Here is a 24,736-nt window from a genome sequence, read left to right on the forward strand (position 1 = left end):
TTGTCAAGCTGAAGGCAGAAGGCCTAAAGCTCAAAGCCAATAAATTATTTTATAGAACTTATAAAAAGCTTTCAGCTTTAGGCCTTCTGCTTTCAGCTCCCGCCTATATTTTAATATAGATTTTCTTTTTATCAAGCATGTACGCCACCAGCCAGCAAAGCATCATGTAACAAAGTGCAAATACCAGCGTACCAAAAGCGCCCGGGAATAGCTTTTGATAAAACACCTGGTTGATCCAGTCATAAAAGCTTAGCTGTGGTTTTACCCAAATGGTTTGAAACACCGTAAGCAGCAACTCCGATAGCAAGTATATGGCTAATGAGTTACGTCCGAAGATGAGGAAAAAGCTGGTGCCGCTCTTCATCTTTTTTATTTCAATTGCAAATACCATAAAACCTAAAAGCAGAAGATCGATACCAATGGTAAGCAGCGTGAACGAGCTCGTCCACAGTTTTTTGGCGATGGGAAAAAACTGCGCCCAGAATAAGGAAACAGCGATTAGCAAAACACCGCACATAAATAAACGGGCAACCGACTCGTAGTTTTTACCCTTACGCTGTATAAATGCTCCGGCCAGGTACCCGCCAATTACATTCACAATGGCAGTCATGGTGCTGAGTAAACCTTCCGGGTCAAAAGCTATGGGGCCACCTTTATCATGATATAAATGATCATTGCCCATCAACACGATATCCAATCGGGTGCCAGCGTTGCCAAGCATACTATACTCTTTGCCCGGTTCGCCGCAAAAGATCAGGAATGCCCAGTAGCCCAATAAAAGCACAGCAGAGATGATGATGGCCATTTTTTGTGAACAATAGTGGACGATCAGCGCGCCAAAAAAGTAACACAAAGCAATCCGTTGTAACACCCCCATAATACGGGTATGACTTAGCGGATTAAATACCCAAACACCCGCTTCCCGATGAAAAAACGGAAACCAATACATGAGGTATCCCAACAAGAAAATGATGACAGTACGCTTAAAGATCTTACCTATAAAAGCGGCATCAGTTTCAAATTTCTTTTTGGAGAAACTAAGCGCATTACCTACTGCGAAAAGGAAAGAAGGAAAAACCAGGTCAGTAGGTGTAAAACCAATCCAGGGTGCATGATCAAGCGGCGACCATACGTTTGCCCCCGAACCGGGGGCATTAACGATGATCATGAAGCAAATGGTCATACCACGGAAAACATCGAGCGCGGTAAATCTTTCGGTTGTTGCAGCCATTTTTGCAATTATATTAATTAACGGGTATTGAAATTTCTTTGATTAACCGGCCTGCAGCTTCTTCGGCCACAATACGGGTTTTATTGATACTATTGCCGTCTTCGTCATAAACCACCACCTGGTTTACACCCGGTTTAAGCCAGCATTCGGGGATATAAAGGCTTTTCATATCCAGTTTTTCAGGGTACCTACCTAAGTTGTGACCATTAACCCAAACGGAGCCATGTCCTAATCCATCGGGATCAAAACGCCAGATGAATGTACTTCCTGCTGATGATGGCAGACTGAAAATGGTGCGATAAAAGGCTGGTGCATTTTTTACTTGCTTAACTGCTTCAAGCTTCGTCCAGCCCTGAACAGCTTGCGCATCACCCGGACCACCTTTTAATTGCCAGTTGATCACCGCTGTGGCATCACCTATGGCATTGATTTTTACAGATTGATCAATGCCCCCTTCATTTGAGTAATTTTCAATAAAAAGGGTAAGATCAACCGGGTGTTTTAAGGTTTCTGCATCAGTAATGTTCACTTCAAATGGCTGGTTCCAGCCGTCATGATGGGCTACTTGTTTACCGTTAATAAATACGGTGGCGTTTTCGTCAACGCTTTTAAACAGCACTGCTAATTTTGAAGTTCCCGCAGGCTGCTGCGGAATAGTTGTGTGAAACCAGGCATAACCCTCTTTCAGGTTAAAAACATCATTGCCTATTTTATATTTTTTGTATGCTGAGGTATCAAAGGCTGATGGCCCTTGCTTTACATCGTCTTTTTTGTTTGCTTTGGTAAAATACCAGTCGCCAAGCTCAGAAATGAACGGTCCGCCTTTTTTAATGAGCGCATTGCCGAAAAGCCCTTTACTATCTACCTCATCTATTGGCCCAAGGTAAGCAGCTAACTTGTCCCTGCCATCGTGCGCGGCAAAAACGGCCAGTGTATGCTTCCCTTTTGTAAGGTTAAGCGTTAATTCATTATCGTTCAGTTTCCAATTAGCAGCAGGTTTGCTGTCAATAAAAGCTTGTCCTCTGCCACCACCTTTTACCTGCAAAGTATATTTTCCGGGAGATGGTATAATTATGGTGGTCCTGTACCAGGCATCAGCAGAGATATCGGCATCGGCACCCATAGGCTGCGGATCTTTTGATTTGAGCCAGCTGCTTGTGTTTACATTTGTTGCCGCGTTAACGGCCGCGTTTTTATATTGCCAGTTAGCTAAGCTGATAGTTGACTGCTGATTGCCTTTCTGCGCATCAAGGCTGAATGGTATCTCCTTGCGATCAGTATATAATACCGCTTTCTGAATTATGCTCTCGGTTAAAGGCGTTTCTGCTATTAATTTTAACTGGCCATTTTTAACCGATGCCTCACCAACATAGTTCAACCCAGTGATGATGTAGTTTTTGTCTTCGCTTTCGGTAATCCACGTTTTATCGGTTAAAGCACGATTCATGACTAAAACCCTTACAGTTTGCGAACCGACGTTAAAACTATATTCAACAACCTTTTCCGCGATTGCCGGCATTTGCTCATCGATAAGCACATTATTGTTATCGATTTTTACCGAAGCCTTTGCTGATGAAGCTGTCTCTTTAGTATTGAAACGAAGAAGCAGCGGATCATCGGCTTCAGCCTCAACAATTATAGTTGTGGTATTAGCCTGCCTAACAATAGCAAACACGCGGGTAAGTGCCCAATCAAGCGTAACCTCATCGTTAAGTTTATAATTGTGTACCAACGGATAAATCTCTTTGGGATGCAGGCTGATCTTTTTTCCCGCAAACAGGTTCTCATTACCCTTGATATTTAATGATGAACTTACCTTAGATGTACCCGGATTATCCAGGAATATCAGATTACCTGCCGGGCTTGTACGGGCAGATATTTTAACCGCTGTGTCAACGGCAATGCCTTTGTATGTTTCCGAAGCGTTTGCGCTGTTCTCCAATACATCCTGGAAACTACGCGAGAACCATGCAGCACGCTTAAAAGTGTAATATATTGGTCGTAAATCACCTGCCTGGCCTATGCCTGTACCATAATCGTATGAAGCAGCGTCCTCATCATTATTGGTATAGCCAAAATTTGAACCGCCATGGGCCAGGTAGTAATTATAACCATTACCACCGTGAGCAATGATTTTCCAGGTGCGCCTGTCGTAAAGCTCAGCATCTCCCGGCTTGGCTCCATATTGTGAATACCAAACAGCCCAGAATTCGGTAGAGAACCATGGGTTTGGCCGCTTATCGTCATCCAGTTTTACATCACCGGCCGGATCGCTGGCGTGATGTAATCCACTGAAGAAATAGGGTACCTGCATACCCATATCCAAAGCTTTTGCCTGCAGGTGTTTAAAGTAACCATCAGGCATTACTGTTCCCCAGCCGTTGGGGTGCTCATTCTCCAACTGAACCAAAATCACAGCACCACCTTTATTGATTTGCCTTTGGAACACCACAGGCAAAAGATGATCAAAAAAGCGGTCGACATATTGTTCAAAGGGTTTGTTATCCTCGCGTACCCTCAGGCCTTTTTTAAATTTAAGCCATATCGGATATCCGCCGTTATCCCACTCGGCGCAATAATATGGCCCAACACGTACAATAGCGTACATACCTAACTCTTTTACTATATCCAGAAACTTGCCCAAATCATGATCGCCACCAAAATTAAATTTGCCTTCCCGTTCTTCATGAAAGTTCCAAATAGTATAGATCTCGATGCAGTTAAAACCTGCCCTTTTTATGCGCAGTAACCTGTCATACCAAAGTTCATGCGGGATACGGGCATACTCCAATCCAGCCGATGCGATAAATGTGCGTTTACCTTGAACAATAAAACCTTTGCTGTCAAAATCAATATAAGGTTTGGCAGCTGCTGTAGCCGGGAACATATGATCGTTTGAGCCCTGGCTGTGTGCAGCTGTAAAAGCGCTTAATATTAAGATGAATGTTAGTATGCTGTAGCGTATTCTCATGATTTTTCAAAAATCCAGACTTACGAAGTTTTCAAAACTTCGTAAGTCTTTATCTGCAAGCCCTACCTTTTTAAAGGCTATTTAAATCTTATAAGCGTCATTGCGAGGAACGAAGCAATCCCCTATTGGCAGAGCCGCCCTGTATGGTTCGCGATTGCTTCGTTCCTCGCAATGACGTCTTTATTAAACTTCTTATCGCGTCCCCAAAATCACCGCATTATACTTCGCAAACAATTGCTTTGATTTTTCAATAGCATCACCTTTAGGCGCATCAGTGTAAGCATTATCATGCTTGTTTACCCATTGCCATTCCCAATCTTTTACTTGTTTATCAAAAGCTTCGGCATTAAAGCCGGTTTTGGTTGATAATGATTTATCTAACTGGTTAAAGTACATTGCCCAGCGTGGTTTGTAATAGCCTTTGATTAAACCAGCCCATTGACGGTTTGAGTATTCGCGCAATCCGCTTTCTTTATCTCCCCAAAGGGTAACCAGGTCACGGGCGTTAAACTCATATAGGTTTTTCTCTTTATCGGTTACGCCGTTAGCCCTTGCTTCGTTGATCCATTTGCCTAACAGGAAATCTTTACGGGTACTTAGCAAAGCATCCATATCATCCATCAGTTCCAAAAACTGGCTGCTATATAATTTAAATTGTTGCTGATCCTTATTTTGATAAGCCTGAGCCATTTTCTGCTGTAGCGGACTTGCATAATTGGCCAACACTTGCCGGGTAACATCAACCAGGTCATACTGAAAACCATCACTTTGTTTTAGGCTGTCGGCAGCATTTATGAGTAGCGTCCAGGCTTTAACCAATTGCATAGGGTCATAATCCAGTTTGATCAATACCCTGTCGATATACTTTTTTTGCGTTGGCCTTGCCACAATGATCGACTCTGGTCCCCCTTCAGTGAGGCCACCCGAATAAACCGAATTTAACAGGACATGCCATGCTTCATCTGCCTGATTGTTAGCTTGTCCGTAACGACGCTGTGCATAATTCATCACCCATTTATCGGCATCAATCGGGGTATCACGCCAAACATTCTCCAGCATCAGGGCAAACAGTGCAGGATTTTGCTCGATACCTTCAGGCGTAACACCAATACCGCGCATATTTTTTGATTCGGGATCATGCAGAGCTATGGCAGGATCGGCGGCTACGTGGCGCATACGACCAAACAGGCTGATATTACCGCCAAAGTTTTGCAACATACTCCAGATCCACGGTTTGCCGTAATAAGCTTCGGTACGGTTCCAAACAGGGTGGGCATCACTGTACAAATCAAGCACTATCATTTGCTCATTAGGCACAGCGTTAAGCAAGGCCTTGATCTGTTGCGGCTGCCAGAATTTGTTGTTATAATGAAACATCCAGCCCTGCATTACCCAAATAGCTTTGGGATCGGCAGCAGCCATAGAGTTGAACACCTTTTTGCTCATGCCATCCAGATAGGTTGAGTCATTTGTTGGCGGCACGTTTTCGTTAAAAGTATCGGCCGAATACAGGTGGTCGGTACCAAACTCTTTTGTTTGTGCTTCTATATATTTTTTACCAATGGTTTCAAACATCGGATCGTCGGGATCAAGTATAAAAACATCTGGAAACCCGGCATCCCAGTTGGTTCTTTTAACCTTAGCACCGGGGAATTTATCTTTAAATGATGGCGGCACATGGCCGGTAAATGACGACAATACAGGCGTCATCCCAAATGAGCGCTCGCGCTCTAAAATCTTTTTTTGTAATGCTTTATGCGAGTCCATCCAATGCTGCGGCAGCGGGCCTCCCCAGGCATCAATGTTACCCATCCAAAACCATGAAAAATAAGCGGGACCGCTAAAAAACTCGTCCAGTTGCTTATCGGTAAAGCCCATGTCTTTATAAACGGTTTGCCAGACGGCTTCTTCGCCTGTTATGGCCAGCGGCATGTTAATGCCGTTCAGGGCCATCCAGTCAATTTCTTTTTGCCAGCGTTCCCAGCCCCACCAGGCCATGGTGTAGTTAAACGTACAGTAGTTTAAATAGTAGCGATATTGATAAGGCGTTGTTTTGTGGATAAGCCCTTTAACCACAGGCAAAGTGGCCGGCAAGTTAAGGTTGGTGCCATTCCAACCAATATCGCAAAAACAATAATTTTTGAGATAGTAGTTTAATGCCGACGCTACCGACAGGCCGTTATTACCCCTGAGCACAATTTTACCGTTACGGCTTTCCAGCTCAAATACATCTTTACCGTTCTGTTGCGGGATAGACTCAACAGTAAACAAATTACTCTTGCCGGGGATCACCCTTTCAACAAAATCATAGGAGGCTTTTTGATCAACCTGGGCACCGGCTTTAAGGCCGAATAAAATAATAGCAGCTAAAACAAGTAAACACTTTCTCATCAACAGATAATTAAACGCTGGAAATAAATACCGGCAACAGGAGGCTCTCCCCTATTGCCGGTATAAGGATATAATTATTTAAAATTAGGGTTCTGTACTAACACACCTTTACTCTTATCAATCTCAACCTGGGGGATTGGGAAGTAATAGTTTTTAGGGCGTACAAAGGTTACCGTTTTGTTTTGATCAAGTGGAGCTTTGGAAACAGCAAGGTTATAAATAGCAGCTATATCCACAATTTTAACTTTGTCCCAGCGCATCAGGTCCTGATGGCGTTGATCTTCACCCGCCAGTTCAACTCGACGCTCATGGATCAGCTCTTTCATGCCAGCTCCTGAAACAGGTTTTAACAGTGGAGAAGCCCTATGCCTGATCTGGTTGATCAAAGCGTCACCAGCTCCGGCGCCTTGTGTACGGATCAAGGCTTCGGCAACTAATAAATAAATATCTGCAGAACGCATTAGCGGCACAGCATAACTGTGGTCAACTCCACCACCATCAGCCTCAGTATTGAATACAGCGTACTTTTTAAATGCATAACCAGTAGCAGAAAGATCGGCGGTAAACGTTGTCAAGCCCTTGCCATCACCCAGATCAACCTTGTCGCCAACGCTTAATAAAGTAGCCTGTTTACGTGGATCCCCTGCCTCAAACTCATTGGCAAGTCCCTGTAATGGCTGACTAAAGCCATAACCGTTCCATGATCTTGGAATGTAATAAACTGTAAAGTCATTTTGTACAACGGTTTGTACAGCCTGGATCGAAAAAAGCAACTCGGTGCTGGTTTCGTTAGCACGGGTAAAATTATCGGCGTAGTTAGCAGCCAACGCGTAATGTGAATTGGAAATCACTTTTTGACCGGTTGCAATTGCCTCAGGAAGTTTTTCCCAATACATGTAAAGCTTGGTTAATAAGCCCAATGCAGTTCCTTTGCTTACACGGCCGCGGTCGGCAGAGCCATAGCTTTCAGGCAAAAGATCCACCGCTTTCAACAAGTCCGACTCGATCTGTTTTCGTACTTCTTCAATTGGCGATTTTGGAACATTAAAAGTTTGTTTTGAGTAATCATCTTCGGTAATGATAGGTACATCGCCATGAATGATCATTAAACGCCAGTAGCCAAAGGCACGTAAAAAATAAGCTTCGCCCATACTCCGATTTTTAATATCGGCAGATATTGCGGTGATCTTTGGGATGTTAATGATGCAATTGGTTGCCCGGTTGATGGTTTCATACCTCCATTTCCATGGATACCTGATGGCTGCATTTGAAGCATCATAAGTTAAGTTCTCAATGCCCTCATCCTCGCTATGATCACCTGAACGCCAGTAATCGTCAGATGGAACATCAAATGTAGCCTCCGCGTGGCCAACATAATCCTCTTCTTCCAAAAGGCTATAAATACCGGAAACCGCATTTACAGCATCAACTTCGTTCCTGAAATAATTATCTGAGGTATAAACCCCTTGTTGTTTAAGGTCAAGTGCTTTTTTACAGGCGCTGTTGAGTAACGCCAGCCCTATAACCATATATATTGTAATTTTCGATTTCATGATTTTAAAGTTTAGCAGTTATACCGAATGTAATTGTACGTACCGTAGGGTACTGGGCCACATCAACCCCACGCTGCAGGTTGCCATTAGTATAACCAAGCTCAGGGGTGTATCCTTTATAATTGGTTATAAAAAATATGTTTTGACCTGATGCATATAACCTTACGCTTTTCAGTGTCGCTTTTTTAGCCCAGCTTGCAGGTAAAGTATAACCTAAAGTGGCATTTTTGAGGGCAAAGTAATTCCCGCTTTCGACAAACAGGTCGGATGTGCGATAATTGTCGTTAGCACGATCTAATGACATACGCGGGATCGAGTTGCTTGTGCCCGGCCCTGTCCAGCGGTTCATGTCTTCGGCATAAAGATTAAACGGATAGGTTGGATCAATACCTTGCATCCTATCGGCATTATAAAGGCTTACACCAAATACGCCGGTAAAGTTTGCTGCAAAGTCAAAACCTTTGTATGAAAGACTGCCTTGCAAACCAACTGTAGCATTAGGATTTGGATTGCCCAAATTGGTGCGGTCATTACCATCAATCTGGCCATCGCCATTTAAATCCAGAAAACGCACATCGCCGGGTTTGATATTAGCCTTGCGCGAATCATTTTTAAGCGCCGGATCGTTATCAATTTCTGCCTGGGTTTGGTAAAGGCCATTTGTTTTCCATCCGTAAAAAGAAGCTATCGGCTGACCCTGATATGTTCTTGAGATTTCCTGGCTTGAACGCCCGTAAACTGTCGAACCAATGAAAGTACCTTCTCCATTAAGTTTAGTTACCTTATTTTTGATAAACGAAGCATTGGCACCGAATGAATATTTTAGTTTATCGCCGCCTTGATAGTTAATTTCAACTTCGACACCTTTGTTATTCATTGTACCGATGTTTTGATTTGGAATAGCTACCGAACCCGCTGAACCTACTACCGGCGGTGATATCAGCATATCTTTAGTATTCTTATTGAAATACGTAAGTGTGGTATTTAACTGGTTATTCAGGAAACCAGCATCAAGGGTAATGTTGGTCATAGCAGTACGCTCCCAAGTAATATCCGGATTTGCAATACTTGTAACAGCTGCACCACTTACTCCCGTGCCGCCAAAGGCATAACCACCATTTTCATAAGTACTGCCAATTTTGATCAAGCTTAGATACTGAAAAGGCAGTACATTTTGATTACCCAACTCACCATAACCACCCGTCAATTTCAAGTTATTAATCCAGGTGATATTTTTCATGAATTTTTCACTGGTAATTCTCCAGCCCAAGGAGAATGCAGGAAAGTACCCCCACTGTTTGCCGGGCGCAAATTTGGAAGAACCGTCTGCACGAAAAGTAACGGTTGCCAGGTACCTGCTGTCAAAATCATAAAATAATCTTGCAAAGCCCGACTGTAGTGAAGATGGTTGAGGCAAGATATTTGAATTGAATTGGCCATTGCCCTGGTTAAGCACCCGCTGATCGGGATCGGTATCGTCATAACCAACCCTTTGAGCGTTAAAACCGTAATCTTTAAAGTTTTGATAAGAATAACCACCTGTAAAAGTTACGTGACTTTTGCCAAACACCTTATCATACGTAAGAAAAGATTCAAGCAACTGTGACGATACTTCCTCTTCAGATTGAGTTAAGGTAGAATTTGGATTTGGCCTTGTTTGATTATTATCTGCGATACTAAAATTATAATTGCGGATAAATGTACCGTCAAAGGCATAGTTAACCTTCAATTTCAGCTCCTTTAAAAAGGTAATTTCAGCAAACGCGTTGGCCAAGGCCCTGTACTTTTTAGTGTACCTGTCGGCCATTTGGATAGTAGCATAGGGACTGTTGATATCACCCAACTGATTAGCAAAAGCCTTTGATGTACCGTAAGTACCATCAGGATTTACCAGCGGTATAGCCGGGTTAAAACGTAGAGCCGAAAATATCAAACCCGTTTGCGAATTATTGTTATCAAAGCCATTGTTATTACCATAGGTCAGTTGAACGTTCTCTCCCAGTTTTAACCATGAAGTTATCTTATGCTCGGAATTGATACGTGTACTGTATCGTTTGAAGTTGGTTTTATCAATAATACCATCCTCGTTATAAATAGAGCTTGAAAAGTAATAATTAGAGGCATCGTTACCTCCTTGTATACTAACATCTCCATTGGTTACATGTCCTGTACCCATAATAGCCCGTTGCCAATCTGTTCTTTGAGTAGCATAATAATTATCATCCCATGGAGCATCAATTGCTACGCCGTCATTTGTATAACGTTCCCTTTTTAATTTAAATAAATCTGGAGCCGTTAGCAGATTAAGATATTTAGTTGTGTTGGAAAACCCGCTATAAAAGTTAACAGTGGTTGCCAGCTTTTGATTATAAGTACCTCTTTTCGTAGTTACTAAAACCACACCATTCGCAGCACGTGTACCGTAAATAGCGCTTGAAGAGGCATCTTTCAAAATGTCGACGCTGGCAATATCGTTGGGGTTAATGTCACTTAACGCGTCAGGGTTACTGGTAGGTACACCGTCAATTACAATTAACGGATTGGCATCATTCACTGTACCTGTTCCACGGATCCTGATGCTCGGCGCAGCGCCAGGTGAACCATCGTTACGAACAATACTTACACCACTTGCACGGCCATCTAAAGCCTGGGCCGCTGTACTAACAGGCAAGTTTTGAATATCCGATCCTTTAACGCTTGCTACTGCACCCGTAACATCAACCTTTTTGCTGGTACCATAACCAACAACCACAACTTCGGTCAAGGCAGATGGCAGGGCAACGAGGGTAATATTTAAAGTTTGGCTTCCGGTTATGGTAATTACTTTTTTTTCATACCCGATATAAGATATTTCCAACACACCATTTACCGGTGCATCAATACTGAAATTACCATTTGCATCGGTAGTAGTGCCCTGATTAGTCCCTTGCAGCCGGATATTTACGCCTACAAGCGGCTCGCCTTTGGCATCAACAACTTTTCCTTTTACAACGGCCAAACTTTTGGCATCCTCCGGGTTGGCGATGATCACCACATGATCATCATTCATTTTGTAGGAAAGCTTGTCATCAATAATAACGGCAAGCAATTCATCAATTGTCGCGTCTTTTACATCCAGGTCAACTTTGCCCAGCTTTTTAATACTGGCATAGTTGTAAAAGAAACGGTAATCGCTTTGTTTTTGAATTTTAGTAAGGATACTGCTTACTTCAGCCTGCTTTAGGTTAAGCGTGAATTTCTGCTGTGAATATACTTTTGCAGAAACTTGCACACAGGTAACCATGACCAATAAAAATACTGCTTTCATCAGCAAAATAACTTTGAGACATACGGGCGCGCCACGAAGCGGAAACACCCTTCTTGTTTTTTTCATTACATTTGTTTTGAAAATAAATGGATGGAGTAAGTGCTGTGTTACAATAGCTTACTCCGTTAATAAAATCCTATTTGTTTGCGGGGAGGAGTGGCAGCTCTTCCCTTGTTTGTTTGAGGATGTTTCAGGAATCTGACAGGTAAGTTTTCAATATCATAAGCTGTTGGTTAAGTGGTTAGTTAGTTTATTTTGTTTTATTTATCTTTCTTTGACAGGTACACCGTTTGTCCATCAACCCTAAAATTGAACGGCGTGGTCAGTTCAATAATGCCTAAAGCTTCCTTCAACGTTTCTTTATCAAGTAAACCGCTTATCTGCTCGGTACGGAGTGCCCGATCTTCAAACACAACCTGCACGTTGTATTTGCGTTCAATTTGAGCAGCCACATCTTCAAACATCTCGTTGGTGAACAGGATGCGGTTATCAACCCAGGCTGTTTCTTTCACTTCATCCGGCTTAACATCAGGCAGTTCGGTTACCTGGTATTCAATTTTTCCCTCTTTGGGTTTTACACTTTTTGGTTCCCGGTTATTAATAACAATCAGCTTTTCGTTAGGCAACAGGATAATCTTTTTTTCGGGATTGTTCTTTAATTCAACCTGTACCTTACCTTTTAGCAATGTTGTTTCTACAGTTTTATCGTTATTGTAGGCTTTTACATTAAAAACGGTTCCCAATACCTTTACAACCAATTTGGCAGTATGTACCAGAAAAGGTTTCTTAGCATTCTTTTTTACTTCAAAAAAACCTTCGCCGGTAAGGCTAACATCCCTTGTGTTTTTTTCAAAAGCCTCGGGGTACGAAAAAGTACTGCCTGCATTTAGCGTAACCTGTGTCCCATCGGGCAATTTGAGCTTTTCGGTTTTACCATAAGGCACATGAATTTCATGTAATATATTTTCGGCGGTTAAAGTATCCTGCTGTGCCGCTCTGTTATAAAATAAAACTCCCGTAGTAACAAGCACCAGTACCGCTGCAGCAACCCATTGCCACCTGAACATTGGTTTTATCTTAGTATCATTCGCCGAATTTTCGTTCAAGTTTTTAATTCGGTTCCAGATTTCCTCCAGGTTTCCGTTAATCTCTTCCGGTTTTGTTTCTGTTGCTTCAGTGCCGTTTCCTTTTAAAGCATTGGTAACATTGTACGTTTTTTTATAGTCGGGAAATTGTTCAAGAAACATGTCGAGTTCGGTCAATTCTTCAGCACTGGCAGTTTTGCCCATGCTTTTGGCCATTAACTCAATAAACCTGGATTTGCTCATAGTAATTGGTATTCTGCGTTAAGGACACGGCAGGTTCCGGTTTTTCCTAAAAGAAATTAAAATATTTTTTTGAAGGGGATCAACCTATTTATTCCCAAGCGCCTCATCCAGTTTCTTCAAGGCGATGGCCAGTTGCGCAAATACAGTTTTGTTAGAGAGACCAAGGATATCGGCTACTTCATTGCAGGAGAGATCATCCTCCTTAACCATTTTAAAAATGAGCTTACAACGAGGCGGGAAACTGTTAACAGCGTTTAAAACTCCGGCCTGCAGCTCTTTGCTGATGAGCAATTGCGAGGGATCAACCGATAAATGAAAATAATAGGTTTCGGCTAATTGGGCGTCGCGGTTTCTTTTTGAGGTGTTACTTCGGATATGGTTAAGACAGGCATTTTTTATCGCCACATAAATATATACTTTGGGATTCGCGATCTTGTTAAGTTTGTGGCGGCCTGTCCAGATATTTACAAAAAGGTCATTGATGATCTCCTCGCAAGCTTCCTTGTCGCCCAAAAACGACCAGGCGAACTGATTAAGATTATTGATCAGCAGCTTATACAATTCATTAAAGGCAGATTCATCATTGTTGTAATGAATAGAATCTATAAGTTCTTTAATCTCCAATGTTTAGCGGCTTGCTTTTAACGGGAACAGTTAACTGAAATAATGTACAATTTTAAGTAAAAAATCTTGATCCAAACTATTTTAGGTTGATTTAAGAAGCCCCGATCTGCTCATCGCCTAAAACCGATTGCCTGCAATTATATTGTCGTACTATTCGCGGTTTAAAATGTCTAATTCAGGCGATAAGATGTCCGCTTGTACCATAAACCCATATTTCCATATTGAAACCTGTTATATTTTAGCAGCAAACGGAAATAATTGGGGTGTTTGGTCAAAACAGATTAAAGTTTGACGGTGGTTTTAGTAACACAACAGCAGATTTGGCCTATAGGCCATAATTAACTTTATATTTGCCCGGCGACCATTTTATTTCCGCAAACCTTTGCAATAAATGAAAGACACAACATTTAAAATCTCCCCCGGAATTATATGGAGCAGTTCAATCTTCCTTGGCCTGTTGGCCTCCGTTCCCCAAATAGCCGAACGCCATTTTAAACCCGCTGAAGCGGCAGTGAATTCGGCTGTTACCGCTTCTTTTTCACTGTTTGTATGGTACTATAATATCTATACGCTGCCAAAGCAATCGGGCAATAAACAACTGAATAAAAGCATCTCGTATTCCCGGCTCCTTACAACACTGCTGATAGGTATGGGGGTAATGTTGGCCTTAGCCTACATACAGCAACTGATACTAACGCATTTGAATTTTGGCCCGGTAATGCTGATGATTGAAGTAAGGGGCATACTTATTAACCTGGTATTTTATATGCTTATAAACCTGTTGTACCAGAACTACCAAAACCAGCAGGTTAACGTTGAGTTGGAACGTATTAAGGCCGATAACCTTGGCGCACAATATGAACTGTTGAAACAGCAGATCAACCCGCATTTCCTGTTTAACAGTCTCAATACCCTAAAGGCGATGGTTGAGACCAATGACCAACACTCGGTAGATTTCATCCTTAAACTTTCAAATTTTTACCGTTTTACGCTTGAGAGCCGAAAATTAGACCTCATTCATTTATCCGACGAACTGGAAATTGTAGAAGCTTACAATTTTTTACTTAAAGCCAGGTTTGAAGACGGTTTTATTTTCACTAATACTATACATGAACAATATCGCGGTACGCTAATTCCCCCATTCACACTGCAGCTATTGATAGAAAACTGTATTAAACACAATGTGGTATCATTAGATCATCCCCTGCATATCAAACTGTATACTGAGGGTGAAAACATCGTTATGGAAAACGAAATAAAACCAAAGCGCTTTGAAGAACCATCAACAGGTGTTGGGCTTAAGAATATCAATTTGCGTTACGATCACCTGCTTGATAAACATATAGAGATCATATCTGAAGATAAAATATTCAAAGTTAAACTACCTATTATACATGAACATTATCATCATTGAAGACGAATTAAAGGCGGCCCGTTCGCTTGAAACGATCATATTAGAATTAAGACCGCACTCAAAAATAATTGCCAAGCTTCAGAGTGTTGAAAGCTCGGTTGCCTATCTTTCAGAGAACAAGCAGCCCGATCTTATTTTTATGGATATCCAACTGTCGGATGGGTTGTGTTTTGAGATCTTTAAATCGGTAAAGGTGTCCTGCCCTATTATTTTCTGTACCGCGTTTGATGAATATTCGTTAGAGGCATTTAAGGCCAACAGCGTTGATTATGTACTCAAGCCTTTCTCAAAAACAGATATTGCCGATGCCTTTAAAAAGGTAGACGAGTTTCGGAATTTCTTTCAGCAGGGTTCATCTCCTGATATCAGCAGCTTGCTATCGCAGGTTACGCCTCCTGCCGGTAAAAAAAGCTTCCTGGTATTTAAAAATAATAAGTATATCACCATAGCGTCCAATAATATAGCCTTCTTCTACATCCGCAATGAACTTTCAACCATTACGACTTTTGATGAGCAAGAATATGTGGTTAATCAGTCGCTTGACCAGATCAGCGGTCAGCTCTCGCAGGAGCAGTTCTTCAGGCTCAACAGGCAATACATAGTTAACTTCAGCGCGATAAAAGAGGTGGAGCATTATTTTATGCGTAAGCTGTTTGTGAAACTAACCATTCCAACTCCCGAGAAATTACTCATCAATAAAGAAAAAGCGCCGGTATTTTTAAGCTGGCTCGAAAACAGGTAATTCTAAGTTGGAAGTCTTGAGTTCTAAGTCTCAAGTAAAAAGACTTCCGACTTTAGGTTTAAGACTTTCGACTTAACAAATGCCCAACTGAACTATAGATATGTCTGGTTGGGCTTTTTTGTGCTGTTTCTGCGGCCATTCAGGGTATAATTTTGAAGTAAATAAAAAATCGAGAGATATGAAAACCTTAAAAATTTTTAGCTTTTGTGTTGGTGCCGTGGCACTGGCACTTGCTACCGCAGCTTACGCTAATCGTAAAATAAATGCCCCTAAAACTGAAAACAACGTTACTCCCGGTAAAGGTTTTGCTTTGGTAGAATTGTTTACCTCGGAGGGATGCTCAAGCTGCCCTCCTGCCGATGAATTGCTGGCGAGGATCCAAAAAGAGTCACAGGAAAAGCCTGTTTACATATTAGCTTACCACGTTGATTATTGGAATAACCTCGGCTGGAAAGATGTATTCAGCAATGCCATGTTTTCAAAACGCCAAAAAGAATATAGCTACCATTTAAATGCCCAGGTTTATACACCTCAAGTTATAGTTAATGGTAAAACCGAGATGGTTGGCTCGGATGAGCCGGCACTTCGTGAAGCGATTTCGAATGCACTAACAACCGCACAAACCGCTCAGATTTCCTTAAAAGCACAACAAACCGGCGATAAGCTTGCTGTAAATTACGAACTATCGGGCAATACTGATAACCAACAATTGCTGATAGCCATTGTACAAAAAACAGCCATCAGCAAAGTTGCCCGCGGCGAAAACGAAGGCAGAACCTTATTGCACACCCAAATAGTGCGCGACTTAAAAACAGTTGCCCTAAGCGAGGTAAAAACAGGCCAAACCATTATTAGCGTTCCTAAAGAATTTAACCAGCAAGAATGGGAAGTAGTGGGCTTTATACAAAATAAAGATAGCGGTGAGGTTTTAACTGCAACAAAAGCTGTTTTAACCAGCGAAGCCGTAGCCAAAATATAACAACCATAAATTCAAAAATCATGAGCAAGTTGAAACAAGGCCGGTTATTAATGGGATTCTTATCACTGTTCTCTTTATCATTCCTGACAAGGGCACCGTTTGAACGTAACCCGCAGGATTGTGAATTGATCTGCGTTACGGGAAAGAGAAAAAAACCGGCAGAAAATAATTAAATCTAACATAAAAAGGATCGGCCCTTCGCAGGGCCGATCCTTTTTTAAAAAATACCATCATGAAAACATTACTGTTAATTGCCGTAGCAACATTTTTAAGCATTGGGGTTTATGCCCAGGCAAACGAACTAAATTGTACCGAGCAGGCATTTACTTTTAAAATAAACCTGCCGGCGGGTGGACGCAACTATTCATCTGAAATAGGCCGCTTTGACGCTTCGCAATTATCACCGGAGTTCAGGTTGCCGGGTGCTAATACCAGTAAACAAAATCAAGCGGATAGCATTCTGCCTGCCGGCTTTAACAAAAAACCTGATCCATACACAGCTTATTCTTCGGCCGATAATATCCTGCTTAAAAAGATGACATTTCTATATCCTAAAATAAACGCTGTAACAGGTAAATTTACCTACACAGCCTACGATCATTTTAAGCTATTGCCAATGCCTGTCTTAAACGTTTTAACTCCGCTCTTAAACTAATCATCATTAACATAAAAAAGCAAACCAATGAAACTGAACTATTACGGTCACTCATGCTTCTCGGTGGTTGCCGGAGGTAAACACATTTTATTTGATCCCTTTATTACAGGTAACGAATTGGCAAAAGAAATCAACATTGATGAAATTAAAGCTGATTACATTTTTGTATCGCACGGGCATTACGATCATATTTTGGATGTAGAAACTATAGCCAACCGTACAGGCGCTATGGTTGTGGGTATTTATGAGGTGTATGATTACTTCAGCAAAAAGGGCGTTAAAAATGTACATCCTTTAAACCCGGGTGGTAAAGTGACCTTTGATTTCGGCACAGCAAAATCATTCATCGCCCAACATTCGGCCAGCTTTCCGGATGGCAGCTATGCAGGCGTGGCCTGCGGTTATGCTTTAAAGACTGATGATGGCAATCTGTATTACAGCGGCGATACCGGTCTCACCTTAGATATGGAACTGGTGGCCAAATGGGTTGATCTCGATTTCGCGGTTTTCCCTATCGGGGACATGTTAACAATGGGTATTGAAGATGCCATTGAAGCGGCAAAGCTTGTTAAGGCCAATAAGGTTTTGGGGGTTCACTATGATACTTTTGGCTTTATTAAAATAGATAAGGACAAAGCTTTTAAACAATTTGAACAGGCAGGGATAAAATTGTTTTTACCAGCCATTGGCGAAAGTATAGAGATTTAAATCTGTGATTTTCCATACATAAAAAGGCCTGCTCTCTTTAACAGGAGCAGGCCTTTTTATGACTTTTAAAGCACCCCCTTCAGGGGGCGGAGGGGGTTTATACTAAATTGATCTCAACATTGATATTACCGTAAGTCAATTTTGAATAAGGACATGTTTGGTGTGCTTCTTCAATCAATGCTTTGGCTACTTCAACATCCAAACCTGGCAAACTTACATTTAAACGGGCTTGAAGGAAATAAGCGCCGGTAGTGATACCCAAATCCACTTCTGCATCAATAGCCAATTCGGCAGGGAGTGCAATCCTTTTTTTAGCGGCAGCAATACCGATGGCGCCTTCAAAACATGCTGACCAGCCTGCTGCAAATAATTGCTCGGGGTTTGTGCCTGGTTTAGGGGTTCCGGGAGTTGAATGTTTGATATCCAACTGGCCATCGGTACTAACAGATGAACCACCGTCACGACCGCCAACTGTACGAACTTTACCGGTATATAATACTTTGTCGATTTTATTAGCTGAGATAGCGTTGATAACCTTGATCTTACTGATACCTGATTCTTGAATAGTTTCCATTGTGTTATTTATTTATTAATTTTTGTTTTTTGTATGCTCAAAGATACCCTGATATCGCCCGGTGCCCTATCGCTAACTATGTGAACCGGACAAGCCACGTCGTGAACAAGACATTCTTTAAGCCGAAAGTTCAACCAGTACAAGAGCTATTGAAACTTTTAATCACAACCGGTAAAGAATAAGAAAACCAGCTACACATTACGCGTAATTATTCTAAATAAATTTGGATACTACATTTATAAACAGCAATTTTAAGCAACTCATTGTTCGTAAACCAATTGAAGAAGTTTATTGCCCTAACGCTGCTCAGTTTTCACCTGCTTAATATAGGGGGGCAACTGGCATTGCATCAGTTCATGGTTTACAAAAGCAATAAATACTTTGCCGAACAAACTGCCAAAGGCTTTTATAATGTGAAAGACCTTACCGAGGTAGTAATCCCGGTAAACATGCCTGGCATAACCGACTGGAAAAACTACGAAAATATTCATGGGCAGATCCGGTTTGGCAACAACAGCTACAATTATCAAAAAATGCGCGTAACCAGTCGCGCAATTTATTTGATGTGCATCCCAAACTACGAAACCACCCGGCTGGCCGATAAGAACATCATTAACGCAAAGGATGTAAAAGAAAACCCTGTACCGCAAAAAGAACATGTGCCTTTCGGTAAAATAATAATGCAGGACAACCTCAATTTCGCTTTTGTGCATTTTGAATTTAGTTGCCCGATAAAATACACTCAACAAACCGTTGTTCACCCCGTTCAACAGTTAATTCCTGCTCACCAGGACATTCCGGAGCAACCGCCAAAAGCTTCCTGCTAATCTTTCTCCCTGTTTTAATTCATTTTTAGGGTAGCGGCTGTGCCACTCTACCGCGGTGTTATTATTTATTTCTGTCGATAGTTTATTCGTGGCTCAAGAGTTATGAAAATAACAACATATCGATAAGATTAGTAATCTCCAGACGATACATCCGCTCCCCAACCTATAAATATTTAATTTATTAAAATGCCTTATATTACACTTGAAAGCCATTTGCCGGGCATTACCGGCCTGCTGGAGTATGCCAAAGAAGCGGCACAACCTATCCGTAACCTTACACAGTTTTTATTGCGCGGGCCATCAACCTTGTCTGAAGCCGATCGTGAGCTGATCGCCACTGTGGTATCACACAACAACCAATGCACCTTTTGCACTACCGCTCACACCGCCGCGGCCGACCTACTTGCAGGTGAAGCCGAAACAGCGCAAAAAGTAAAGGAAAACATTGAAACTGCCCCGGTTACCGAAAAAATGAAAGCTTTGCTTACCATTGCAAAGCTAACTGCCCAAAATGGCCGGAATGTAACTACCCAAGCCATCGATCGTGCCAAAGCTGCCGGAGCTACCGATATCGAGATCCATGATACCGTGCTCATAGCTGCCCTGTTTTGCTATTACAACCGCTATGTTGACGGATTGGCCACCGCCTTACCTGCTGATGCCGGCTATTACAACATACTGGCCGAGCGATTAGTAAACCATGGCTATACTCGCCTGCCACAAGGCTATGATCATTTAAAAAAACAACCCTAATCCTCATTTGAAGTAAAACCCAATCACAATGAAAAAACTTTTATTCATCATATTACTGCTCAGCTCAATAAACCTGTTTGCACAGGAAATTAAAATAACGGGCAACATTACCGATGCAGCTACAGGCAAACCTGTATCCGGCGCAAGTATCTCTGTTAAAGGAAAACTTACAGGCACTACTACTGATTCAAAGGGTAACTATACTTTAAATGCCAATAAATTGAAGCTGCCCTTTACTATCATTATATCGGCAGTAGGCTTTGAAGTGCAGGAAAGCCAGGTAACATCTGCCAATAACAATATCAGCGTCAAGCTAATACAAAAGGCAATTGTGCTTAATGAGGTGGTATCATCGGCTACCCGTATCAACCAAAGCATTTTACAATCGCCGGTAAGTATCGAAAAAATGAGCCTTAAGGCTATTAAGGAAAACCCTTCATTCACATTTTACGATGGATTACAGAGCCTGAAAGGCCTCGAAGCCGTTACCAGCAGTTTAACCTACAAACAGATCAACACCCGTGGTTTTAACAGCACAGGTAACAGCCGTTTTTTACAACTGGTTGATGGCGTGGATAATCAAACCCCCGGTTTAAACTTTTCGGTAGGTAACCTTTTTGGCGCTTCGGATATCGACATTGAAAGTGTGGAAGTTATCCCCGGCGCGGCTTCGGCATTATATGGCCCGGTTGCTTTTAACGGCTTACTTTCGCTTAAAACCAAAGACCCATTCAAATACCAGGGCTTAACCGTGCAGGTAAAAACAGGCCTTAATCACTTCGGCGAATCGGTTGTTAAACCACAAGGCTTGTATGATTTTGCAGCCCGCTATGCCAAAGCTTTCAACGATAAATTCGCGTTTAAAATCAACGCCTCATACCTTACCGGGCGCGACTGGTATGCCGATAACTATACCGACGTAAGCGCATCAACTCCAGCCGCTCAGCGTGGTCCCAATAACCCTGGCCGCGATGCACTTAACATTTATGGAGATGAGGTGACCAAAACCTTACCGGGAATTGGCCTTGTTTCCAGAACTGGTTATGAAGAAAAAGACCTGATGAACTATAACGTTTACAGCCTTAAACTTAACGGCGCATTACAATACCGTTTCAGCAATAACCTTGAGGCAATCTACCAATACAACTACGGTCGCGGTACTGCAAGCTATACCGGCAGCAGCCGTTTCGATCTCAATAACTTTGTTTTACAGACACACCGGGTCGAATTAAAGGGAAGTAATTTCTTCATCCGAGGTTATTCGGTTGAAGAAAATTCGCACGATTCATACAACACCCGCTCACTGGCCCAATTCATTAACCGCGACTGGGTAAAAGACCTGAACGGCAACACCGTTAACCCGGATAAAGCCGATGACACCTGGTTTACACGTTATGCCGCGGCATTTAACGGCACGGTAAGTGGCGTTACACCTAATAGCAATTCCTCAGCAAGGGCCTTTGCCGATCAGGGCCGTTTTTTACCGGGCACAACTGAATTTAACAATGCCAAGAACGCATCAATCCACAATTATGGTTTAAGTGGCGCAGGTGTTTTCAGTAACAGTAAATTTTACCATGCCGAAGGCCAGTATGATTTCACCAGCGCCATAAAAGTGTTTGAGCTTTTGGCCGGAGGCAGTTTCCGCAATTACAGGATGTTCACCAATGGTAGTTTGTTTGATGATAAGGTAAATCGTGTAACCATTAAAGAGTACGGCTCATTTTTACAAGCCGGCAAAAAACTGTTTGATGACAACCTGAAACTAACAGCCTCTATCCGTTATGATAAAAATGAAAACTTTAAAGGAAGCTTCACACCTCGTTTTTCGGCAGTATATACAGTTGATAAAACCTCCAATTTCAGGGCATCATACCAAACCGGTTTCAGGAACCCAACGCCGGTTGATCAGTTTATCCACCTTAACGTAGGCCCTATCACTATTTTGGGTGGTGCGCCTAATAACAGCAAGGGCTTAAACGTTTATGAAAACTCATTCACTTCATCATCGGTAAGCGCTTTTGGCGCTGCGTTTGGCAAGGCGGTACAAAGCGGTACGCCATTCCCACAGGCTATCGAACAAAACAAAGGGCTGCTCCAAAAAGCAAGCGTAGCCTACATTAAACCAGAGCAGCAAAAAGCATTTGAGCTTGGCTACAAAGGTTTAATTATGGATAAATTACTGATCGATGTAAACTATTACTACAGCAGCTACACCAACTTTATCCTGAACTCGGTTGTTATCCAACCCAGCAATCCGATTCTTGGTCCAGACGGCCAGGTTACAACAGCCTCTGCTACCGATATCCCTAACGGTAAGGTTCACGCCTTCCAGTTGTATACCAACGCGCCTGATAAAGTATCTGCCCAGGGAGCAAGCGCCGGTTTAACATACCTGCTTAAAGGCGGTTATGCTGTGGGTGGTAATGCTACTTTATCCGTATTTAACCTTCGCAACGCCAACCCAAACAATATTGCAGCATTCAACACACCAAAATGGAGCACAAACGCAACATTTGGTAACAGCAACGTATTCAATGATTTCGGCTTTAATGCGGCATGGCATTGGCAAACCGCCTACGACTGGTATGGAACCTTTAACGGCACCCGCCCCGGCCGTGTAGATGCTTATTCAGTTGTCGATCTGCAATTCAGCAAAAAGCTTCCGAAGATCAAATCAACAATCAAACTGGGCGGCAGCAATATTTTCAACAACCACATTTACCAATCTTATGGTTCGCCGGCAATTGGCGCTATTTATTATGTATCAATAATATTTGATGACCTTTTAAAATAAACAACATGAGCACTTTAACAATTGATGAACAGGTTGTAAAACCTCAAACAAACCTCAGCGCCGCCTATAGGGTGGTGCTGTTTGCGATCTGTTTTTTTAGTACTGCTCTGGGTGGCTCCGTATCAACACTGATGTCGGTTTACCTGCCCGTTGTGGTAAAAGACCTGCAGGGAACTGTGCCTGCTGATGAGATCAACGCCATAAGTGGGTACATCAATGCCATTTTTATATTCGGCTGGGCCTTTGGCGGTTTTACCTGGGGGGTAATCAGCGATAAAATGGGTCGGAAAAAAGCCCTGCTGCTGGCCATTGGCAGCTACGGTGTATTCACCATTTTAACCGGGCTAATGCCAACCTGGTGGGGCGTACTATGTTGCCGTTTTTTCAGCGGTTTTGGCGTAGGCGGCGTTTTGGTAACATCCATAACGCTGGTGAGCGAAGTCTGGCCAGCCAAAAGCAAAGCGGTGATCATAGGCATTCTTTCTATTGCTTTCCCGGTAGGTATTTTCTCTGCAGGGCTAATCAACTTTATTGTATCATCATGGCGGTCGGGCTTTTTTGTCGGGGTGATCCCGCTTGCACTGGCCTTGATAGGCGCTCTGGTTTTGAATGAATCTGAAAACTGGCTCAACTACCGTAACCATATTGCCAACCGCGAAAACCCCTTGAATAAACTGCTCTCTAAAAGCCACCGCCGCGAGCTTATTGTAGGCTCCCTAACCTTTGGCACTATGCTGATAGGTTTATGGGCCATATTTTCATGGCTGCCTACCTGGGTGCAAAGCCTGATTACCGACCATGATGCCGCAAAAGAACGCGGCCTGAGCATGATGTGTATGGGCATGGGTGGTTTAACCGGTGGTTTTTTTTCAGGATGGCTCGTTAACTTACTATCCATCAGACGCTCCATGGTGATCTGTTTCGCGGTTTGCGCGGGTATGTCATTTATCCTGTTTAAAACTAATACTACATTCAGTACAGCAGTTTATATCGAGATCATCATATTGGCCTTATTCTTTGGGGCGAGCCAGGGCGTATTATCAGCATATATCCCTCAATTATTTTCAACCGGCATCAAAGCAACTGCAACAGGCTTTTGCTTCAACATCGGGCGTATTTTTACAGCCACAGCAGTATTATTTGTAGGCGTGCTGGTATCAACCCTGGGAGGCTATGGCAACTCGCTATTCGTCTTTTCACTGGTATTTATAATAGGCTTGCTGGTGGTACTATTTGTACGGGAGAAGGATAAAAGCTGAAAGCCTAAGGCTAAAAGCTTAGAAAGGAAAATTTAAAAAATCACTAATTCAATAACTCACTAATTAAAAATATGGCACACATCAATGCACCCGAAGGCGTTCCGGGCATCCGTTCGCTGGTAATGTTCAGGCCCGAAACTGGTCAGTATCTATATGAACTGGCCGAAGTATTATTACGCGGAGAGTCAACGCTGACTCCGGCCGACCGTGAGCTGATAGCCACTTATGTATCATACCGCAATAATTGCACGTTTTGCTACAGCAGTCATGCCGCTGCCGCCCGTTGCCTTTATGAAGATGACGCCCTTATTGTTGACGAAGTTTTACGCGACATGACCGAAGCCCCCATCAGCGCCAAATTGAAAGCCCTGTTGAAGATCGCTGGTAAGGTTCAGATCCTCGGTAAAGAAGTAAAACAGGAAGATGTTGACGCAGCACGTGCAGAAGGAGCTACCGACCGCGAGATCCACGATGCAGTGTTAATAGCCGCCGCCTTCAGCATGTTTAACCGCTATGTTGACGGCCTCGCCAGCCTTACCCCTACCGACCCGGAAGCTTATGCCGAAATGGGCAAACGTATGGCTAAAGGCTATGTATTACCACAACCTCAACATTAATTTTTT

At 42.6% G+C, this 24,736-nt stretch carries 19 protein-coding genes; 11 read left to right on the forward strand and 8 right to left on the reverse strand.

The features are described from left to right. Window positions 1-103: 103 nt before the first annotated feature. The 7 genes from ACP26M_RS14170 to ACP26M_RS14200 form a co-directional block, all read right to left on the reverse strand. On the reverse strand, window positions 104-1,231 hold the full coding sequence (locus ACP26M_RS14170) for an acyltransferase family protein (protein ID WP_426580767.1): 1,128 nt from the start codon (window positions 1,229-1,231) through the stop codon (window positions 104-106). Between the two features lie 13 nt (window positions 1,232-1,244). Further along, window positions 1,245-4,202: a beta-galactosidase gene (locus ACP26M_RS14175; protein ID WP_426580769.1), complete on the reverse strand. Its 2,958-nt coding sequence runs from the start codon at window positions 4,200-4,202 to the stop codon at window positions 1,245-1,247. Window positions 4,203-4,394: 192 nt separating this feature from the next. After that, window positions 4,395-6,593 carry an alpha-N-acetylglucosaminidase gene (locus ACP26M_RS14180; RefSeq protein WP_426580771.1) on the reverse strand — a complete coding sequence of 733 codons (2,199 nt, stop codon included), beginning with the start codon at window positions 6,591-6,593 and terminating at the stop codon, window positions 4,395-4,397. Window positions 6,594-6,667: 74 nt separating this feature from the next. After that, a complete protein-coding gene (locus tag ACP26M_RS14185; protein ID WP_426580772.1) occupies window positions 6,668-8,146 on the reverse strand; it encodes a RagB/SusD family nutrient uptake outer membrane protein in 1,479 nt (492 codons plus the stop codon). 4 nt (window positions 8,147-8,150) lie between these two features. Continuing rightward, window positions 8,151-11,519, reverse strand: a complete 3,369-nt coding sequence (locus ACP26M_RS14190) for a TonB-dependent receptor (protein ID WP_426580774.1) — start codon at window positions 11,517-11,519, stop codon at window positions 8,151-8,153. A 194-nt stretch (window positions 11,520-11,713) separates the two neighbouring features. Next, window positions 11,714-12,781, reverse strand: a complete 1,068-nt coding sequence (locus ACP26M_RS14195) for a FecR family protein (protein WP_426580776.1) — start codon at window positions 12,779-12,781, stop codon at window positions 11,714-11,716. A gap of 84 nt (window positions 12,782-12,865) precedes the next feature. Continuing rightward, on the reverse strand, window positions 12,866-13,405 hold the full coding sequence (locus tag ACP26M_RS14200) for an RNA polymerase sigma-70 factor (protein WP_426580778.1): 540 nt from the start codon (window positions 13,403-13,405) through the stop codon (window positions 12,866-12,868). A 391-nt stretch (window positions 13,406-13,796) separates the two neighbouring features. Here ACP26M_RS14200 and ACP26M_RS14205 point away from each other — a divergent pair, with 391 nt between their 5' ends. From ACP26M_RS14205 to ACP26M_RS14230, 6 genes are all read left to right on the forward strand, one after another. Further along, window positions 13,797-14,819, forward strand: a complete 1,023-nt coding sequence (locus tag ACP26M_RS14205; protein WP_426580780.1) for a sensor histidine kinase — start codon at window positions 13,797-13,799, stop codon at window positions 14,817-14,819. Further along, window positions 14,800-15,561 carry a LytR/AlgR family response regulator transcription factor gene (locus ACP26M_RS14210; protein WP_426580782.1) on the forward strand — a complete coding sequence of 254 codons (762 nt, stop codon included), beginning with the start codon at window positions 14,800-14,802 and terminating at the stop codon, window positions 15,559-15,561. Before ACP26M_RS14205 ends, ACP26M_RS14210 begins: the two co-directional genes overlap by 20 nt. A 178-nt stretch (window positions 15,562-15,739) precedes the next feature. Continuing rightward, window positions 15,740-16,540: a DUF1223 domain-containing protein gene (locus ACP26M_RS14215; protein ID WP_426580784.1), complete on the forward strand. Its 801-nt coding sequence runs from the start codon at window positions 15,740-15,742 to the stop codon at window positions 16,538-16,540. A 20-nt stretch (window positions 16,541-16,560) separates the two neighbouring features. After that, window positions 16,561-16,713, forward strand: coding sequence for a hypothetical protein (locus ACP26M_RS14220; protein ID WP_426580786.1), 153 nt, complete (start codon window positions 16,561-16,563; stop codon window positions 16,711-16,713). Between the two features lie 59 nt (window positions 16,714-16,772). After that, window positions 16,773-17,195 carry a hypothetical protein gene (locus ACP26M_RS14225; protein ID WP_426580788.1) on the forward strand — a complete coding sequence of 141 codons (423 nt, stop codon included), beginning with the start codon at window positions 16,773-16,775 and terminating at the stop codon, window positions 17,193-17,195. A 27-nt stretch (window positions 17,196-17,222) separates the two neighbouring features. Further along, window positions 17,223-17,903: a metal-dependent hydrolase gene (locus tag ACP26M_RS14230; protein ID WP_426580790.1), complete on the forward strand. Its 681-nt coding sequence runs from the start codon at window positions 17,223-17,225 to the stop codon at window positions 17,901-17,903. A gap of 97 nt (window positions 17,904-18,000) precedes the next feature. On the opposite strand, the gene ACP26M_RS14235 is transcribed toward ACP26M_RS14230, so the two are convergent. Further along, entirely contained in the window at window positions 18,001-18,477 is a 477-nt protein-coding gene (locus tag ACP26M_RS14235) for an organic hydroperoxide resistance protein (protein ID WP_090523523.1), read from the reverse strand. Between the two features lie 278 nt (window positions 18,478-18,755). On the opposite strand from ACP26M_RS14235, the gene ACP26M_RS14240 reads away from it, so the two are divergent. The 5 genes from ACP26M_RS14240 (at window position 18,756) to ACP26M_RS14260 (ending at window position 24,730) form a co-directional block, all read left to right on the forward strand. Then, a complete protein-coding gene (locus ACP26M_RS14240) occupies window positions 18,756-19,304 on the forward strand; it encodes a hypothetical protein (protein ID WP_426580792.1) in 549 nt (182 codons plus the stop codon). Window positions 19,305-19,490: 186 nt separating this feature from the next. Continuing rightward, window positions 19,491-20,057 carry a carboxymuconolactone decarboxylase family protein gene (locus tag ACP26M_RS14245; protein WP_426580794.1) on the forward strand — a complete coding sequence of 189 codons (567 nt, stop codon included), beginning with the start codon at window positions 19,491-19,493 and terminating at the stop codon, window positions 20,055-20,057. A 28-nt stretch (window positions 20,058-20,085) separates the two neighbouring features. Beyond that, window positions 20,086-22,854: a TonB-dependent receptor gene (locus ACP26M_RS14250; RefSeq protein WP_426580796.1), complete on the forward strand. Its 2,769-nt coding sequence runs from the start codon at window positions 20,086-20,088 to the stop codon at window positions 22,852-22,854. 5 nt (window positions 22,855-22,859) lie between these two features. Further along, window positions 22,860-24,113: an MFS transporter gene (locus tag ACP26M_RS14255; protein WP_426580798.1), complete on the forward strand. Its 1,254-nt coding sequence runs from the start codon at window positions 22,860-22,862 to the stop codon at window positions 24,111-24,113. A gap of 71 nt (window positions 24,114-24,184) precedes the next feature. Continuing rightward, entirely contained in the window at window positions 24,185-24,730 is a 546-nt protein-coding gene (locus ACP26M_RS14260) for a carboxymuconolactone decarboxylase family protein (RefSeq protein WP_426580800.1), read from the forward strand. Window positions 24,731-24,736: the final 6 nt, after the last annotated feature.

This window comes from Mucilaginibacter sp. R-33, assembly GCF_049949235.1.
Taxonomy (GTDB): Bacteria; Bacteroidota; Bacteroidia; order Sphingobacteriales; family Sphingobacteriaceae; genus Mucilaginibacter.

Excerpts from the sequence above, each read along its gene's own strand:
- ACP26M_RS14170 (WP_426580767.1), bottom strand. The coding sequence starts at position 1,231 with ATGGCTGCAACAACCGAAAGATTTACCGCGCTCGATGTTTTCCGTGGT.
- ACP26M_RS14175 (WP_426580769.1), bottom strand. The coding sequence starts at position 4,202 with ATGAGAATACGCTACAGCATACTAACATTCATCTTAATATTAAGCGCT.
- ACP26M_RS14180 (WP_426580771.1), bottom strand. The coding sequence starts at position 6,593 with ATGAGAAAGTGTTTACTTGTTTTAGCTGCTATTATTTTATTCGGCCTT.
- ACP26M_RS14185 (WP_426580772.1), bottom strand. The coding sequence starts at position 8,146 with ATGAAATCGAAAATTACAATATATATGGTTATAGGGCTGGCGTTACTC.
- ACP26M_RS14190 (WP_426580774.1), bottom strand. The coding sequence starts at position 11,519 with ATGAAAAAAACAAGAAGGGTGTTTCCGCTTCGTGGCGCGCCCGTATGT.
- ACP26M_RS14195 (WP_426580776.1), bottom strand. The coding sequence starts at position 12,781 with ATGAGCAAATCCAGGTTTATTGAGTTAATGGCCAAAAGCATGGGCAAA.
- ACP26M_RS14205 (WP_426580780.1), top strand. The coding sequence starts at position 13,797 with ATGAAAGACACAACATTTAAAATCTCCCCCGGAATTATATGGAGCAGT.
- ACP26M_RS14210 (WP_426580782.1), top strand. The coding sequence starts at position 14,800 with ATGAACATTATCATCATTGAAGACGAATTAAAGGCGGCCCGTTCGCTT.
- ACP26M_RS14215 (WP_426580784.1), top strand. The coding sequence starts at position 15,740 with ATGAAAACCTTAAAAATTTTTAGCTTTTGTGTTGGTGCCGTGGCACTG.
- ACP26M_RS14220 (WP_426580786.1), top strand. The coding sequence starts at position 16,561 with ATGAGCAAGTTGAAACAAGGCCGGTTATTAATGGGATTCTTATCACTG.
- ACP26M_RS14225 (WP_426580788.1), top strand. The coding sequence starts at position 16,773 with ATGAAAACATTACTGTTAATTGCCGTAGCAACATTTTTAAGCATTGGG.
- ACP26M_RS14230 (WP_426580790.1), top strand. The coding sequence starts at position 17,223 with ATGAAACTGAACTATTACGGTCACTCATGCTTCTCGGTGGTTGCCGGA.
- ACP26M_RS14235 (WP_090523523.1), bottom strand. The coding sequence starts at position 18,477 with ATGGAAACTATTCAAGAATCAGGTATCAGTAAGATCAAGGTTATCAAC.
- ACP26M_RS14245 (WP_426580794.1), top strand. The coding sequence starts at position 19,491 with ATGCCTTATATTACACTTGAAAGCCATTTGCCGGGCATTACCGGCCTG.
- ACP26M_RS14250 (WP_426580796.1), top strand. The coding sequence starts at position 20,086 with ATGAAAAAACTTTTATTCATCATATTACTGCTCAGCTCAATAAACCTG.
- ACP26M_RS14255 (WP_426580798.1), top strand. The coding sequence starts at position 22,860 with ATGAGCACTTTAACAATTGATGAACAGGTTGTAAAACCTCAAACAAAC.
- ACP26M_RS14260 (WP_426580800.1), top strand. The coding sequence starts at position 24,185 with ATGGCACACATCAATGCACCCGAAGGCGTTCCGGGCATCCGTTCGCTG.